This is a genomic window from Dysgonomonas termitidis, from assembly GCF_054657735.1.
Genome location: NZ_BAAHYD010000002.1, coordinates 1,640,270 through 1,657,337, shown reverse-complemented (window position 1 = coordinate 1,657,337; position 17,068 = coordinate 1,640,270). Strand labels below are relative to the sequence as shown.

Annotated in this window: 12 protein-coding genes; 3 read left to right on the top strand and 9 right to left on the bottom strand. The window is 37.2% G+C overall.

The window, feature by feature from the left end:
- The first annotated feature begins 198 nt into the window (after nt 1-198).
- From ACYQ3L_RS10795 to ACYQ3L_RS10785, 3 genes are all read left to right on the top strand, one after another.
- Nucleotides 199-624 (top strand): DUF6249 domain-containing protein, encoded by a 426-nt coding sequence (locus tag ACYQ3L_RS10795; protein WP_379995995.1) that lies wholly within the window; start codon nt 199-201, stop codon nt 622-624.
- Between the two features lie 105 nt (nt 625-729).
- A complete protein-coding gene (locus ACYQ3L_RS10790; protein ID WP_379995997.1) occupies nt 730-1,080 on the top strand; it encodes a hypothetical protein in 351 nt (116 codons plus the stop codon).
- 219 nt (nt 1,081-1,299) lie between these two features.
- Nucleotides 1,300-3,810, top strand: coding sequence for a TonB-dependent receptor (locus tag ACYQ3L_RS10785; protein ID WP_379995999.1), 2,511 nt, complete (start codon nt 1,300-1,302; stop codon nt 3,808-3,810).
- Nucleotides 3,811-4,274: 464 nt separating this feature from the next.
- On the opposite strand, the gene ACYQ3L_RS10780 is transcribed toward ACYQ3L_RS10785, so the two are convergent.
- The 9 genes from ACYQ3L_RS10780 to ACYQ3L_RS10740 form a co-directional block, all read right to left on the bottom strand.
- Nucleotides 4,275-4,790, bottom strand: a complete 516-nt coding sequence (locus ACYQ3L_RS10780) for a hypothetical protein (RefSeq protein WP_379996001.1) — start codon at nt 4,788-4,790, stop codon at nt 4,275-4,277.
- A 12-nt stretch (nt 4,791-4,802) separates the two neighbouring features.
- Nucleotides 4,803-6,035: a JAB-like toxin 1 domain-containing protein gene (locus ACYQ3L_RS10775; RefSeq protein ID WP_379996003.1), complete on the bottom strand. Its 1,233-nt coding sequence runs from the start codon at nt 6,033-6,035 to the stop codon at nt 4,803-4,805.
- Nucleotides 6,036-6,437: 402 nt separating this feature from the next.
- Entirely contained in the window at nt 6,438-6,806 is a 369-nt protein-coding gene (locus ACYQ3L_RS10770; protein ID WP_379996005.1) for a DUF6984 family protein, read from the bottom strand.
- On the bottom strand, nt 6,769-7,911 hold the full coding sequence (locus ACYQ3L_RS10765) for an RHS repeat domain-containing protein (protein WP_379996008.1): 1,143 nt from the start codon (nt 7,909-7,911) through the stop codon (nt 6,769-6,771). Before ACYQ3L_RS10765 ends, ACYQ3L_RS10770 begins: the two co-directional genes overlap by 38 nt.
- A 235-nt stretch (nt 7,912-8,146) precedes the next feature.
- Nucleotides 8,147-8,626 (bottom strand): hypothetical protein, encoded by a 480-nt coding sequence (locus ACYQ3L_RS10760; RefSeq protein WP_379996010.1) that lies wholly within the window; start codon nt 8,624-8,626, stop codon nt 8,147-8,149.
- Complete coding sequence (locus tag ACYQ3L_RS10755) at nt 8,604-12,146, bottom strand: DUF6443 domain-containing protein (RefSeq protein ID WP_379996012.1); 3,543 nt, start codon at nt 12,144-12,146, stop codon at nt 8,604-8,606. The genes ACYQ3L_RS10760 and ACYQ3L_RS10755 overlap by 23 nt, the downstream gene beginning before the upstream one ends.
- Before the next feature lie 440 nt (nt 12,147-12,586).
- On the bottom strand, nt 12,587-15,493 hold the full coding sequence (locus ACYQ3L_RS10750; RefSeq protein WP_379996015.1) for a hypothetical protein: 2,907 nt from the start codon (nt 15,491-15,493) through the stop codon (nt 12,587-12,589).
- Nucleotides 15,494-15,516: 23 nt separating this feature from the next.
- Nucleotides 15,517-16,659 carry a T9SS type A sorting domain-containing protein gene (locus tag ACYQ3L_RS10745; protein ID WP_379996017.1) on the bottom strand — a complete coding sequence of 381 codons (1,143 nt, stop codon included), beginning with the start codon at nt 16,657-16,659 and terminating at the stop codon, nt 15,517-15,519.
- A complete protein-coding gene (locus ACYQ3L_RS10740; RefSeq protein ID WP_379996019.1) occupies nt 16,656-16,886 on the bottom strand; it encodes a hypothetical protein in 231 nt (76 codons plus the stop codon). The genes ACYQ3L_RS10745 and ACYQ3L_RS10740 overlap by 4 nt, the downstream gene beginning before the upstream one ends.
- Nucleotides 16,887-17,068 lie beyond the last annotated feature (182 nt).

Here is a 17,068-nt window from a genome sequence, read left to right as displayed (position 1 = left end):
ACAAATGTAAATGAAAAAAATCAGAAAAATATTCCGGAAGTCAGAGACTCCATATGAGTATAACAGCTGCAACCCGATTTAACATCGAGACCCGACAATAAATATTTTTTCATTCATTTTGTAACCTTTCCGAACCCCCTGCGTCAAAATGAGCAAACCAACTAGAAAAGAATGTTTAACTTCTAAAATTAGAAAATTATGGAAATGATAGGAATCGTATGCGTAGTAGGCATAATAACTTACGGAGTCTACCGCTTATTCGAATTGTTCGCACGCCGCAGGGAACGTATGGCGATGATAGAAAAACTTTCCTCGGGTATTGATCCGCAGATATTAAATAGTCCTCTGCAGATACAGAAATACAGGGATATTTCGGTTGGCTCATGGGCTATCCGCATCGGATTACTGCTTGTAGGTGTGGGTCTGGGGGTAGTGACCGCTACCGTTGTAGACCTTTTGGCCGTAGCCCCTATTGACACTGACAGCAGAATGTATCATGAGTTCAGGAATACCATATCGGTACTTTATCCCGCATGTGCAGCAGTATTCGGTGGTATCGGACTGGTTGTAGCTTACTTTGTAGAACAAAAGAGCGAGAAGAAATCGAAGAAAAATGACGAATAAGCTGAAGGTTGAATATTCAACGATATAATATTTCAACCTAACCATTTGTTTCATTTGATCTTAACAAAGTAATAAACAGGTCCGCGACCTTAATATCTATTGACTATGAAAGATAGATTATCCCCGATATTATTCACTCTCATTATTCTGGCAATCGTTTTCGGCGCATGGTTTGCGGGAAACCGTCAGGGATGGTTTCTCCGCAAGACTTCAGATGATTTCAAAGTCTGCTTCAACAGGAATGATACTGTCATATCCATCCAAAGCAAGATTCCCGGATACGGTATTACAGGTTGGAGTACAAACCGGAACAACGACAATATCCTGCATATCGATATAAATGTATCCAGAAGTAGCCGCAATAACATGGTATTTAAAATTGATACGGCAAATATCCAATATCTGGAACTTTACGGAAAAATGTATCCCGTAAAAGAACTTCCGGCCTGTCAGTAATCTTGTAACTATATATTGTTAAAAGCGCTAAACCTTGTTGTCAGGCGCTTTTTTTATATAACAATTGCATTATTTTGTTAAAAAGAATAAAATAAACCTGCGCTTAGTGATAAAAATATAATTATTACGACAAATTCGTAGGAGGTGGATCAATAAGTAAAATCAATTCATATCTTAGCCATCCCAAAATGAACTAAAAAAACATATAAAAACTTCTTTATGAAAATCCGTATCCTGTTAATCACCCTGTTTATTGCAGGTTTTTCATCTATGTCGGCACAGACTAATGCCCCGACGGCCAATACTGTAAATGTGCTTGTGAAAGGACAACTGGTAGATTCTCTTACAAATGAGACGGTACCTTATGCCACAATCAAAATAACAGGCAAAGGAGCTAATCCTCAACTGCTTAAGGCTGTAGCTACCGATGACAACGGAAAGTTCCAGTTGACTATGAACAAAAAGGGTGAATACCTTTTCACGGCCGAATTTATAGGTAAAAAGACAGTTACAAAAGCCATTGAAATCGGAAACGCGAAAACTCTCGATCTCGGCACAATCCTTATGCCTGACGATGCACAGGCTCTGTCGGAAGTGGTCATATCGGCTCAGAAACCATTGGTGAAAGTAGATTTAGATAAAATCACATACAGCATGGAAGACGATCCCGAAGCTAAAACCAATAACGTATTGGATATGTTGAAAAAAGTACCTATGGTGACTGTCGACGGAGAAGAAAACATACAACTCAAAGGCTCCTCTAATTATAAAATATACCTCAACGGTAAACCATCGAATATGATAACAAGTAATCCGAAAGATGTGTTGCGCAGCATGCCGGCGAGCACCATTAAGGATATAGAAGTTATCACGGACCCGGGGGCAAAATACGATGCGGAAGGCGTTGCAGGGATTATTAATATTATAACTCAGAAAAACTCTTCCATGGGTGGTTATACCGCCACATTGAACGGTCGTGTGGATGATTTGGGCGGATTCGGCGCCGGCGCTTACCTGCAGATAAAACAAGGAATCGTAGGTTTTACGGGAGGATACAATTATTATGAATATAAACGTCCGAAAGGCGAGTCGTCTTTCTACCGGGAGAATTTAAAAAACGACGACTTCAAGTATTTATCCCAAACCGGGTTCTCTAAAAATAACGGAAACGGACAATATGGAAACGGAGAACTCAGCTTTGAATTAGATACACTTAACCTCATCAATGTAGGCTTCAACCGTTATTTTGGTGAAGGCAAATCAACGAACGAACAAATCGCGGAAATGCTGAAAAAAGACAATGCTCCGCAATATACATATGAACTCGACAGCCGCTCCGCGCAAAACTATGGAGGAACAGATATTAACGTCGATTACCAACGCACCTTTAAGAAAAAAGATCAGTTATTCACTGCTTCATACAGATTCAGTCTTAGTCCGAACGACAGCAAGTCGGACAACTTGGTAACCCACATAAACGGTACTCTTCCGGCAACAGCAGAAACAAACAATCAGTTTACCGACGCTGACATGAAAGAACATACCTTTCAAACTGATTTTGTTACTCCATTCGGAAAAATTCATAATTTAGAGGCCGGGGTAAAATACATCATACGTCTCAATCAGAGTAATAGTGGCTATGACTTCCTCAATGCAGACGGAACCTGGATTAACAAACCGCAGATGTATGATAAATTCAAGCACGAGCAGGACATTCTTGCCGCATACGGAGGTTACAGTGCAAAATTCCAAAAATGGGGAATGAAAACAGGATTGCGCTATGAGGCTACATGGCTGGAAGCTAAGTTTCCTAAAGATGAAAGTAAAAACTTCAAAAATGATTACTCCAATCTGGTTCCATCGGCAACAATTACATACCAGCTCAAGCCTACGCAAAATATCCGTTTCGGGTACAATATGCGTATACAGCGCCCGGGTATTTATCAGTTGAATCCATATGAGGATACATCTAATCCTAATAATACCAGAATTGGAAATTCGTCTCTGGATGCGGTCAAGAATCACAATTTCAGTATAAATTTCGGTTCTTTCAGCAGGACGCTGAACCTCAATCTGAATATGTCCTATGATTTCGAAAACAATGGTATCGAAAGTATTACTACCCTCAATAATGATGTTGCAACTACCACATATCAGAATATAGGGGAACGAAAAAACCTGGGGCTTTCGGGATATGTGAACTGGAGTCCTAATGATAAAATACGCATATACAGTAATATGTCGGGAAGATATGTAGACATTAAATCCAACAGCAATTCATTATCAAATGCAAAGATGAGTAACAGCGGACTTACCGGGAACATCTTTGCCGGAGGACAATATTCATTTCCGCATAATTTCAAGGCATATATAAACACAGGCTATTTCAGTCGCCAAATCAGCCTGCAAGGTGAAGGCCCGTCTTTCTTCTTTCATAGCTTATCTTTCTCAAAAGGTTTTATGAAAGACAGATTACAATTCCGTGCATATGCTCAGAATCCATTAAAGAAAGACAGTGAGTTTAAGAATATCACCCGTAACGATGATTTCTATTCCGAATCTTTCAATACCAACAGAATGCGCCAGTTTGGAGTTTCTGTTTCATTCCGTTTCGGAGAAATGAAAGCCCAGATCAAAAAAGCTCAACGAAGCATCAATAATGATGATAATATGAGCAGCGGACAAGGAAATCAGGGAGGTCAAGGCGGACAAGGTGGCGGACAGAATTAATCAGGCGTCTTAATTATACAAATCAGAGGTTCTTCAGGTTTGAAGAACCTCTTTTATTTTATGATAAATTATGCAAATCAAGATCCAATCACATGGATTCTGCTTCTTATATTTATGAGATGTAAGTAAAAGGTAATACTTATTTCAGTTAACAGTTAGCTGTATTTCATGCAGAAACGCTAAGGTACAAAAGGTAACAAACGTAACACACTTTTCAATAATTTTCATCCTGTATCTTTTTTGCTCCGCTGAACAAAATGTATATACTATAGATAAATTATCCTGCCGATGATAACACCGACAGGACGAATAATTATTGCTACGCAACACTCAGACGGGACGTCTGCGCGAGCGGGGGATTATCAATAGATATTTTTTTGTAAACAATGTCTATTTTCATAAAATATTAAATTTGCTTAGTTGTGCAACAGCCACGGGACGTATGCGCGAGCGGGTGAAAATTTCTAATTAAAAGTTCTCATTTCTATACATCTTAATTTGTTCTTTTCAAATAAATAAATCCATATTGGAGGCTCTACTCTAAGAGGTAATATTGGTTCAAGTATATCATTTTCTATTCGATATTCTTTGATACATTCAAATATTTTTTTTTCTGTACTTATCGAATAAAGGCTACATGGATAAACACCTTTTACTACAAAAATATAATCTTGTATTTTAAAAAAACCTATACTTGCAGACTCGTTAATATCACATATTGCAGACATAGTAATAGTTAGCTTGTATGATTGTCTTTTTTCTACTTTGTCAATCTGGATTGAATAGACTAGATTAGTATTCCATTCATCTTTATTATTTATGTTTATTAAATCTGATATTAGGTTCTTTTCCAATTTTTTATTTATTATTTTTAACTTTGGCAATTCTATATTAGTCTTTAACTCTTTATATACTTGAGCATTAGATTTTATATAAAATAAAGAGCAGCTTATCATAGTCAACAATATTATTTTTTTCATATCATTCATCTTTTAAAATGGAACAATAGCTCTTGGTGAATTATACCAAGTATGAGAATAAGGAAAATATTTTTGGTTGGTTTGTCTTTGACTCTTAGGTATATAAATATTATACGATGGAGCTTGACGATTCTGGTTTTTCCGTTGTATATATCGTACTTCAGCTCTTGCAGCAATAACATCCCCAGATGGATATCCTGTTTCCACTAATCCACTTGGAATTCTTGTTCCTCTGGGATGGCTGTGATTCGATATCGATGGAAAACGCCCATTATCAATCATATCGTAGAAAACTGCACTTGCTCCAGCCTCAAGTGAACTATTATGAGAAGTCGTAAGTACATTGTATTTTGTGTCTTCTGCACTATCATATACTCCATGTGACCATTCTACAGTTGTATTATCCGCAAGAAATTCAAAAAGAGATGTCGCATTTTTTGTTCCATCTATATCATAACGATCATATCCATATGATTGATATGTACCATTACTCATTGTATTTACTACTTTCGAGTTAAACGATAGGGATACATAACTTCCATCTTGATTTGTAATTTTATTACCATTAGCATCTACTATATAAAAAACATCAGTATCAGAGGGATTACTTTGCCATGCAATACGCCCTTGTTCATTAATATGTATTGTGTCCATTCCCGTCGGGTCGATATATTTCATCGGATTATTCCCCACCCACGCATACGGACTCCAACTATAGTAATTCTCTGCATGCGGGTCTGGCGTAGGTGTATGCGGTATCACAGGGTCATACAAGCGGGCAAGATTATCGTACATATTCAACCCGTGCATCTGATCTAATTCCTTGCCATTATACTTATACGGCTGTTTTCCCTGCTCAGCCAGCGGTGTATCGGCAAAGGACATACCAAACGGATAGTAATGATTTCGCTGTATGGCTGTGCCACCGGCGTCAGCTACCATACGGTTATTTCCCAAATGATCGGTCACATAAAAATAATAAACATTATTTTCCCAGTATCCCCCGTCAACAAGTATCCTCGTTTTGTTGGTAATGGTCGAACTCCTTTTCACCGTTTCATAGATAATGTTGCCTGCATAATCCGTATTCTTATAGTCAGCCAATCCATCATTTGTCGGATTGGTCGCATTAGACGGCGTTACCGTATAATTCGAATCGTATCGCTGCTCTGTCCTCAGCTTCACGCCTGAAGCCGAATAAGTGTAATAATTTTTAGCTTTGGCTGTCAGACTGCTTATCACCATCTGACCGATAAATTTAACGAAAAAAGTTACAAAAGTTACACTTTTCTATTTCTTTCTCCCTACAATCAATTTTACTTTTATTAACTATATAGTTAAAAGGTAACAAACGTAACACATTTTTCAATAATTTTCATGCTGTATCTTTTTTGCTCCGCTGAACAAATTATATATATTATAGATAAATTATCCTGCCGATGATGATACCGGCAGGATTATAATTATTGCTACGCAACACTCAGACGGGACGTCTGCGCGAGCGGGGTTACAAAACCGCGTAAGCGAGGGGTTTACTCATTGTCCTTATTTTTAAGACTAAATCTTAATTTTAGCACTACGCAAGTGAAATATATGCCGAATGAGGGAAGAGCCGTTTTAGATTCAAAATGCTTCATTGACCAAAATTTAAACAATTTCTAAATTATCGGGAATCTCAACTAATTGATTGAAATCAGTTTTCCAAATATCCAATTCGTATAAATTACCTTTGTCATCAGTATTTAAAGAGACCACAACATCAACTCCATCTTTATCTTTAAATGTCACTTCACTTATTTGTTTTCCAAATCTTCTTAATTCATCTTTACAGTCTTTGGGATAAAGGTATAGGCTACCCATCCCCCCATCACTCATCGATCTAACCATAAGTTCCTTGTCCCAATCTTTATTGTATGGTATTGAGGACTTCTGCACTAATATATCTATAAGTTTTTTCTCTTTTACCGTTGGCCTTCTTTTATATTCCATGAATTCTTCCGATATTAATTGTTCCATCAGATAATTTATATGCCGTATATTGGAGTCTTACTCCACAAACGGTAATGACTCCATTATAAGGCTGCCCTGCAACAATTCTTGATGATGCAGATAATAAGTCTGATCTAACGGCTACTTCAACTGCATCTTTATTAAGTCCTAAATCATCTACGTGACGAAATGTATGATATTTTTGATTCGAATCTTTCCCAAATTGGACAAACCCACTTCTACTAGCATCAATCGTATTAGTAGTACCAGGCCCTCTCATCATATTCCTAATTGTCACCATAGTACTTATTAGAAGTTCTGCTGAAAGAGTAATCCCAGCCCTTGCTGGAACTAATATTGCAAATTCAGGATATACACCATCTATTCTTCCTCCTTGTGGAGGAATTCGACGAGGTAAACCAGGTAATAAAAAAGCGTCAATAGGTTCTTTCCCTACCTCTCTAGGAATAACATAAATATCTCGTGCTACTGGAAAAATTATATCTTCTCCTCCTGGTATAGTAATAATAGGTTCACCCTGTGGATTTACATACATCGTATCCATTCCTGTAGGATCAATAACTTTCAGCGGATTATTCGCTGTCCATGAGTAAGGCGACAAGCTATAGTAATTCTCTGCATGCGGGTCTGGCGTAGGTGTGTGAGGTATTACAGGGTCATACAAGCGGGCAAGATTATCGTACATATTCAGCCCGTGCATCTGATCCAACTCCTTATTATTGTACTTGTACGGCTGCTTTTCATAACCTATACCCGGAGCAAAGTGCATCCCGAAAGGATAATAGCTAAGGCTCTGTATCGAAGTACCATCCGATTTGACGACCACATGGTTATTACCCAAATGGTCTGCCAGATAATAGTAATATACTCCGCCTTCATAATAACCGCCGTCGACCAGTATCCGTTTCAACGCATTATTTTCATAGATGATATTACCTGTATAATCAGTGGTCCTGGTTTGAGTCAGCGATGTCGTGTTGATACCCGAACCGATAACAGGAGCTGTAGAGAAGTTCGGATTCCATCTCTGTACCACTTTCAGTTTTTGACCGGACGCACTGTAGGTATATTCGTTCCTTGCCTCCGCAACGGGACTCTTTATATCCATCATCCGGGGTAAATTTAAGGAAAAAGTTACAAAAGTTACACTTTTTCTATTTCATTCTTCCCATAGCTAATTTTACATTTATCAACCATATATAGTTAAAAGGTAACAAACGTAACACATTTTGCAATAGTTTTCAGGCTGTATCTTTTTTGCTCCGCTGAACAAATTGTATATACTATAGATAAATTATCCTGCCGGTGATGATACCGGCAGGATTATAATTATTGCTACGCAACACTCAGACGGGACGTCTGCGCGAGCGGGTTTTCTGAACACAGATATCTGAGATTCCATTTTTATCAAACCATATAGTTAAACCAAGATTTTCATAAAAATACCATGTCTCTTCTGTATTTTTATCAAATTCAATTTTTTCTATAAAATCTAACTTATAAGTATTATGATATTCTCTTATAAAAGATAGTATTTCACTTTGATTATGATGCGAGAAACAGAAGTTATCTAAAATAATATTCTGTGTATGTATTGATAAACGATCAAAAAAGCTATTTTCAAAATACAAACTGACAAATATGCTTAAATTCCAATAATCTAAGTAAATAGCAAATTCTTCCTTACTAAAAATATCAATACTTCGCTCAGCAGAAGTTCCTAATATTTTCAAAATATCTTCTTCTTTATTAAAAGAAAATAACACCTTACCTAATCCTATTTGAGGTTTGAATATGAATATATTATCCTTGTCCTTTTCTTCCATGAGGTTCTGATGCTTTTTGTTTTAAACGAGCATGCTTAATCTTATCTTGGATAGCTTGCTTCTCTGCTTTTGTTGTTGCTTTCTTTAGTTGTTCCTGTAAGGTTTCAATTTCTTCAGTCCATTTATTCACTCGGTCTGGATTAGCTTTTCGGCCTGTTTTTCCACCAAACTTGCCACCTTTTCCACTACCTTTTCCACCTTTCCCTACTCCAGGCGGATACCCTATAATAGGAGCTAAGCCTGTTATTCGACCATCAGTATTAACTTGCCAGTTTGTTATACCATCGTAATACCTTGTCGGGTCGAATGGTGCGATGTATCCAGAACCCAGGGTAATTTCATACGTATGATAACCCAGGGTAGCCCAAAATTGGTTATCATATTTATATACAAATGCTCCTGAATAACCAAATCCGTCAGATGTTAATCCCGGTTTTATATTTGTATCAAGAGTAACCCCTGTAACTGTAGCTACCCCATTTTTGTATGAGGCATAACTGGTATGGAATTTTCCTGTCTCATCATTGAATGTCCCCCGACCTAAGAATTCAGTATCAGTGGCATGATTCCAACCCGACATATTATGAACACTAGCCCCACTACCCATCGAATTCATAAATTGTCTGATTAATTCAGGGTCGCTTGTACTCCAGTAATCCATTCCATCTGGGTCTATGTTTGAAAGAGGATTATTCCCCACCCACGCATACGGACTCCAACTATAGTAATTCTCTGCATGCGGGTCTGGCGTAGGTGTATGCGGTATCACAGGGTCATACAAGCGGGCAAGATTATCGTACATATTCAATCCATGCATCTGATCCAATTCCTTATTATTGTACTTATACGGCTGTTTTTCATAACCTCCTCCCGGAGCAAAATGCATCCCGAAAGGATAATAGCTAAGGCTCTGTATCGAAGTACCATCCGATTTGACGACCACATGGTTATTACCTAAATGGTCTGCCAGATAATAGTAATATACTCCGCCTTCATAATAGCCGCCATCGACCAATATCCGTTTCAACGCATTATTTTCATAGATGATATTACCTGTATAATCGGTAGTCTTGGTTTGAGTCAGCGATGTCGTGTTGATACCCGAACCGATAACAGGAGCTGTAGAAAAATTAGGGTTCCATTTCTGTACCACTTTCAGTTTTTGACCAGACGCACTGTAGGTATATTCGTTCCTTGCCTCCGCAACGGGACTCTTTATATCCATCATCCGGGGTAAATTTAAGGAATTATATTGAATATCGCTTATACCTTTATTCAAATCTTTATTCATGGCCCCGTTGGCATTGTAAGTATATTCCGTCGCTACATTACTATAGTCTTTGAAATCCATCGAACTGCTCATAGGCACACTTACTCCTGTATCGCTGACTTTTGCCAGCTGGTTGCCATTATGTGTCATCGTCAGGTTATCCACCATTCCGTTCGTACCCGAACCATCGGTATTTCCCCTGCGGGTCAGCGTTTTCATATTGCCATGCTTGTCATAACTATACGAAGTTGTAAAACGGTTGGTCGCATTGTTATCTTCCCCGTAATTGGCATTGGTCAGCCTCGACAGGTTATCGTAAGAGTAAGCGTAGTAACGTAATGGTTCTGTTAGTTGTTTCCAGCTCATAGCCGAGATATTTCCGTTGTATTGTTTAACGCTGCCTCCGTAGGTTTCATTGTAATACAGTGTTTCAGTAAACAGCGGGCTGGTGATTGATTTCGTCCACGAACGCACATTATAAGCATAGGTAGCCAGCGTACCTGCTACCCCTCCTTTCTTATTTGTTTTCAGTCTTCCTAAATCATCATAAGAGTTTTCTGCCAGTGTAACCTGCGGTTTTACCGTTGTCCCGTCCGTCAGTTGGTGGGTAGTGGTCAGCAACCGGCCTGCGTGGTCGTAGGTATAAGTATACAGCTCGGTCAGCTTTCCTCCTCCGTTGGCATCCTTGGTATGCACATGCAGTTTCTTGACCGGCTGCCCGGTGAAGTTATAGGCGATGTATTCTTTTTCGATGCCTCCCGTCAGGTGGTTGTTACCCTTTGTTTGGATTAGCCGTTTTTGGTCGTCATAATACATAGCAGAATACAGATAATGGACTTCATCTGCTCCATTCATGATTGCAGTAATGTTTCCAGTGAGTAATCCTTTATGCTTATATTGACTTTCATCTATTCCATAACGGGTATTATATTCTTGTGTAGTCTCTTCATAAGCAAAATATTCTCGCTCGAAATCAACCCTTTTTCTGAATTTATAATTATCGTAATAATTTACACTCAAAATTCGTTTGTAAGTGTGTGAGTCAATTAGCCCTTGCAGCGAAGTCCAAGTATAACTCCATTGACTATTTATATTGAATTTTTCTTGGATTACTTTCGTTTTAATAATGTTCTGAAGTTCTTGATAAGTGTTACTTAGCACGACTTCACCTGTAAGCACGACTCTACCTGTTATATCATATTTGGTAAACAACCATTCGCTTTTTAGCCTTTGTTCACCATCTTGAGACAATATTAATTGATCAGCTTTGTCATAAATATAGAATATCCAGTCACAACCTGGTATTTTCTTTGCTATACAACGGTTTCTTGAATCATATTTATATAAATACGCATATTGTTTCATTGTATCATCCGTCTCTGTCCATCCAGATGATGAAAGTAAACGGGTAGAAGCTTCCGGTGGTATTACGATACGCAAATTGCCATAAGAATCATAAACAAAGTAAGTATCTATTAGATTTGACTCATTAATTTGTCTGCTTAATATTACCTGTCCTGATTTATTTTTAAATTCATAAGAAGTATTTTCGCCTTCATCTTTTATCCGGGTGACATATAAATCATTTGCGGCATAGTTATCTGTACGTGAGATCCTAATCTGATTAAGATCATCTGTAGATATATATTTTGCACAAACAAGTGAATCAGCTAATACAAATGAAGCCCCTGCTTTATATTTATTTGTTATAAGAGCGGTTTTTATATTTTTTCTGTTAGTATGCCAATCTTGCCCGGGTCCATATTTTTCTAAGATACGATTTAACGGCGATTCTTCATATACCGTCTTTGAAAACGGATTTTGGTCTGCTGAGCCGGAGTTCATATTAGTAGCCTGAGAGGCGGCCATTAAGAGACTGGTATTAATCAAAGCTCCGTTATTATTCGTAACCGCGCCTGGTAGCCATCTGTTAGATTCTCGTCCAAAAGAATCATATTCCTGTAAAGAAACCAGATCTTTCTGGGTTGGGGTAATTTTTACCTGTACTATTTGATGGGGCCGTCCCAATCCATCATAATATTGTATCTGATCAAGATAACTGTTTTTATTATCTGAACGATAAGTACGTTTATAAACATAATTCTGAGCACTTAAATTAGGGCTGACAGGATCGGGATATTCTCTACTAAAAATTCCGTCGAAATAATTATTGTTACTCTCAGATGGATCTTCACCATAGTCAATCCCTTCTTCACTTGGAGGTCCTTCTATTTTGGTAGAAAAATCCATATTATTTGCATATAAACTTGTATAAAACTCCATATGAGGAGAACATGTAGTTTCATATTTTGCATATAATTTGTAATATCCAGCTTTTAATTTTTGAAATTGAAGGTAAACCAAAAAACGATCCCCTAAGTTTTTGACTGGTATTATTTCATTTGTACGTTCATTTTTTAACTGAATAGAGGATTCCAATATCCCTAATGACTCACCACTTTCACAATTAGGATATCCTTCTATATAAATTTCTATATCACAATCATGATTCAATATAAATGTAATATTCACATCAGCATTCTCATAAGCATATATAGAAGGAAAATATTTGCTTGTATTATTAGAGCTAAAAGAGCCTAAGTCTATATTAATTTGTTGCTGAGCTGATAAATAAGCTGGAAAGACTAGCAATATTATGTATAAATAACAAAATTTCATAGTATATCTGATTATTGATTATTACTTGAGTTTACCAGATTATAGCCATAACGCTCAAGGCTTATCTTGGTTCCGTCTTTTATTATATATGTTTCAGCTAAACGGCCATCAATATGGTACCTGTAATAGGTAGTCAAACCAGATGGGTCAGTTGCACTTTTTATACCTGTAAGAGGCTGATAGGTATATGTGGAAACTAGGGCTTCAGGTAATCGAAGACGGAGACTATTAATAAGATCAAGATGTTCAGTTGTGGGGACATGGGCATCGGCAATAATATCAAGAATATTTTGTGGTATTATATTTTTAACTTCCGAATAGGTCGAATTCCTTATTTCGGCTATAGGATACTGACTTTTGTAAGACCAGATATAAACAATCTTTGAAGCATCATCTTGTGTTACATAAACAGGTTTTCCAAAAGCATTATAATTATGATAGGTAATTCTTAGTTCATCCCATTTGTTTGCCAGATCTTTATATAAATAAATATTTATAGGTAAGAATGTTAAATTATCTAGGTTTTGATAAGTAATAGTCTTATATTCGGCCATTCCATTCACAGTTCTGGTTATAGACGTAGGAAAGGACCTGTATTGGCCATTTACGTTTAGATAGGTATAGTTAAGCTGTTCGGTTATGCCGTTACTTAATTCGGATTCCCTTGACTTTAATAAAGTATTTTCTATATAATCATAGTTGATTGTCTGGCTTATCTCTCCATAGTCTGTATATGTTGTTTTCTCTTCTTTTTTCAATACATTATAGCCGAAATTAATATTAGTATCAGTACTGAAATAAATTTCATTACTAAAATAATAGCCTCCACCTAGTGGCTGTTCATAGTTTTCGAATCTGAAAAAATGAGGTCCGTCTTTCTCTAAATTTAAAGTAGTAAAATCAATAAAAGTCCCGGGTAAAGATTGCCCAGTTGTCCATGCATACGTATATGATACCTTTTCAACAGGAACATATTGCGAATTTTTCAATGCATAAGATTCTTTTTTTATTAAATATGGCCCTTTATCAAACAAGTATTGATAATGCCTAACAAAAGGCCTGGGATAGTATTCCACATCATCGAAGGAGACTGGTAAATAAGTATATTCAATCTTATTTTCATTATTTGTGTATTCTGTAATAAAATCATAATGAATCAATGGCGTTGTTTTAAATAATGACGCGATTTTGGACTGAGAATAAATTTTAATGACCCTAGATATAAGAGGGGTATAAGTTTGCTGGGTCAAGATATACCATCCGTTGTAAAAGTCAAAGAAAGTTTCAGGTGTAGGTATGGTAGGGATGTTTCCCAATCCGTCATAATTAAAATAACCGCCAGTCATTTGTCTATATTTGCCGTATTTATATGTTTTTACGATGGAGGGTGAAGCCTCATTTTCTTTTGTCGATATTTTGCAAACTCTTAAGCCTCTCCCTTTTTTTATTGCAGAAATATCTAAGACAAGATATGAAGTTGGTTCTTCGAACTGATTCAATTCGTATTCAAATTCCGTAAATCCACCGGTAGGAAACTTTACTTTTGTTAATATATTGGCTTTTGCATAATATTCGTCTGCCGATCTATCTGCATTACCAAACACAAAAGGAATTATTCCCCCGTTCGTTCCGGCATAAGTAGATAATTTAATTCTGGGAATCAGGGAACGATTCTGCTTTCCATTGTAATATCCCCAATAATCCTGATCTTGTATACGTTCAAACCGAATAGGGTTATAATCAAAGTTATACTTCCCTTCATCTGAAAAATTCAGAGAGGTGAGCAGAAATGTCAGGGTTGAATTATAGCTGAAATCTATATTCTTCACTATTCTGTTATTTTTGTCTTTTACCTTGAAGGTTTCTATATACGGATACAAATCTGGATTTTTATAGTTTATTTCGATAGTTCCGAGAGGGAAATCAATTTGTTTAAGGCTAAGCACTTTCTCATAAACACTGGGGTTTGCATAGTCGGACTCGCTACCTCCTCCTGTAAGATAGTCTCTATAACCGGGATCTCTGGAATCTTTATAATCATATGCAGTCATTGATGGGATATATGAATCGTTGAAATATTGTTTCGAAGTAGTTTTTATCCAAGTAAAATTAATCTGGTTTTCTCCTGGAAGTTTTATCCTTCTTAATATCCATGCTGTTGGTATTTGTTGAGAATAGGATGATGGCATTTCCATATATAAAGACATATCATTGGTGCTAACATTTTCATTTTCAAAAACACCATAATAATATATTATTCCGTTTTCATCCGTAATCTCAAATCCGGTTAGTTTATTTCCCCACCCGAAAGCCTTTATTTTTAATAAATTATTACAGGTTTCCACCTTTCCGTCCTTCATTATAAAAGAATGGTTTCCAGAAGGTAAATGGATTGTAAATATGTCGTACTGCGTATCTATAAGCTTTTTGTAATAAGGTTGAAGACCTAAATAATTATAGTCGAAGTTATCAAAAGTCGCACATTTAAAATAGGCAAATTTCTGTTCAACATCACCATTATTTATGGTAGAACCTAATATAATCTTATCATATGCCACTGTTGCTTCATCTGGCCTTCCTATTACAGTCCTTGTTATTCTTAAACCCGGATTGAATGACCAACCATAACCAACCGGATATGCCGTATCTGTTACTTTTATTCCAGAGGTGTAGTATTGTAAACTGAAAGGAAGTGTAAAATCATTTATTTTCAGATCATATAACGATATAGGCACATTTACCGCCCCTATAGACAAAGAGGGAGTATAGCCTGTATATTGGAGGAATACTGATGATGTCGGAGAAGGAGGGATAACATTATTGACTAAGGGTTTGTTAAAAACATCTCCATTCTGTCCATATAATGCACACATATATAATAATGTGAATAGTAATGTAATTATTAATATTTTTTTCATAGCAATATAATTAGATTCCGTTTTTACTTTTTAATAATAATTTCATTCACGAATACTCCGTTCGCAGTGATTCGGAGCACATAATTCTTCGGATACAAGCCTGAACAATCAATATTCTCATAATAATTACCCGCTGTTTTGCTTTTAGCTGTAATCTTCTTTACCGGCAGTCCCTCTATCGAATATAATTCGAAAGATACCTTTGCGTCTTCTTTCAGCTCATATTCTATATTCAGTTGTGATTCTACCGGATTCGGATATAGCTTGCAGACCATTATATCTTCAAGGGTGACTGTCTTTACTTCCTTGCCTACCGTATCTCTTTCTGTTTCTTCCCACAACTTATCCAATAAAGCCTGATTCTCAGGGTCAGTGTCTAAATACAGGTGGTCTTGCGGAGGGAAGAAGAAAGCTGTAGAGAATATCTGCGTGCTGTCTGAAAGATTGATATTTATGACCGTCTCAAAGACCGGGTAACGATAGCCTTTACTATACCAGCGGCAGGTTTCCAGCTGCTTGCCGGCATTGTCTGTTTCTTCTGTTGTATAACTGTCTTTATCCGGTATATCGAAGATAGTCTGTGTCGTCTTAATCCTTAGTACAGGACTTAACGTATCCCCGTCAGGCAGTATTATCTTGCCGTAGGCATCAGCCGTAGTGGTCATTGTTCCCTGTGTACGGATACCTACCGTACCCGAATACAGGCCTTCCGACTTATAGGCGGAGCTAGTGGTTTGTCCGTAGTTCAAGGGGAAATGCATCAGTATCATCGGACAGGTATATTCCAGCTTTACCGACGGGTTCTCATGGCCCGTCTGTAACAAACTATCGTTTATTAAGTGATAATAGTACATTGTGTTGTGTTCCGTGCCTACTATCAGCTCATTGTCCGATACTTTATTCTTTTCGTAACGTTTAGCCCCCACGATATAGACCGAATCGCCTTCCAGCGGCGGCAATTCATAGGTGAGGGTGTACTCATCGTTGATGGTTCTCAATTTGCTGAAATCCCAGGTTTTGTTTCCCCCGGAACCGCCGGGAGCAACATATTCGACCTGTTGCTTAATTAACACATCGCCGGGGCGGAAATGGTTGTGCGAAGTGTTGAGTTGTCCGTATAAGGATAAGGCTACGGCTGGCATTAAAAGAAGGATACATCTTTTCATATACTCTTTACTTTAAGGTTTTTAGTTTTCTTGACTTCAAAATTCATCTGTTCCTTTAGTCCTGTCGGATACAGTTTTAGATATGAAGCTTCCCCTGCATATAAACTTACCACGATATAGGATAGACTGCCGCGATTCAAAGAATTATACATGGCGTTTTTCAGCATATCAGGATTGATGCCGGCGATTCCCACAACCGGAATGTTAAGGTTATAAAAAAGAGGCATGGGAACTGTTATAATCTTATCCGGCCTAGAGGTTCTGCTTGTCTTTCCAGTTAAAATTTTGCAGAATCCAAGTAAGGATAATAACCATAATGACTCTTTATTAATTCAATAAATTGAACCGTGTTACTCGACACTTATGATATAAACCAGATTCCGAGATAAAAGTAAATGTTATTTTTTTA

What these genes read in the sequence shown, in the direction of transcription:
- ACYQ3L_RS10795 (WP_379995995.1), top strand. Translation starts at nt 199, where the DNA reads ATGGAAATGATAGGAATCGTATGCGTAGTAGGCATAATAACTTACGGA.
- ACYQ3L_RS10790 (WP_379995997.1), top strand. Translation starts at nt 730, where the DNA reads ATGAAAGATAGATTATCCCCGATATTATTCACTCTCATTATTCTGGCA.
- ACYQ3L_RS10785 (WP_379995999.1), top strand. Translation starts at nt 1,300, where the DNA reads ATGAAAATCCGTATCCTGTTAATCACCCTGTTTATTGCAGGTTTTTCA.
- ACYQ3L_RS10780 (WP_379996001.1), bottom strand. Translation starts at nt 4,790, where the DNA reads ATGAAAAAAATAATATTGTTGACTATGATAAGCTGCTCTTTATTTTAT.
- ACYQ3L_RS10775 (WP_379996003.1), bottom strand. Translation starts at nt 6,035, where the DNA reads ATGGTGATAAGCAGTCTGACAGCCAAAGCTAAAAATTATTACACTTAT.
- ACYQ3L_RS10770 (WP_379996005.1), bottom strand. Translation starts at nt 6,806, where the DNA reads ATGGAACAATTAATATCGGAAGAATTCATGGAATATAAAAGAAGGCCA.
- ACYQ3L_RS10765 (WP_379996008.1), bottom strand. Translation starts at nt 7,911, where the DNA reads ATGATGGATATAAAGAGTCCCGTTGCGGAGGCAAGGAACGAATATACC.
- ACYQ3L_RS10760 (WP_379996010.1), bottom strand. Translation starts at nt 8,626, where the DNA reads ATGGAAGAAAAGGACAAGGATAATATATTCATATTCAAACCTCAAATA.
- ACYQ3L_RS10755 (WP_379996012.1), bottom strand. Translation starts at nt 12,146, where the DNA reads ATGGATTTTTCTACCAAAATAGAAGGACCTCCAAGTGAAGAAGGGATT.
- ACYQ3L_RS10750 (WP_379996015.1), bottom strand. Translation starts at nt 15,493, where the DNA reads ATGAAAAAAATATTAATAATTACATTACTATTCACATTATTATATATG.
- ACYQ3L_RS10745 (WP_379996017.1), bottom strand. Translation starts at nt 16,659, where the DNA reads ATGAAAAGATGTATCCTTCTTTTAATGCCAGCCGTAGCCTTATCCTTA.
- ACYQ3L_RS10740 (WP_379996019.1), bottom strand. Translation starts at nt 16,886, where the DNA reads ATGCCTCTTTTTTATAACCTTAACATTCCGGTTGTGGGAATCGCCGGC.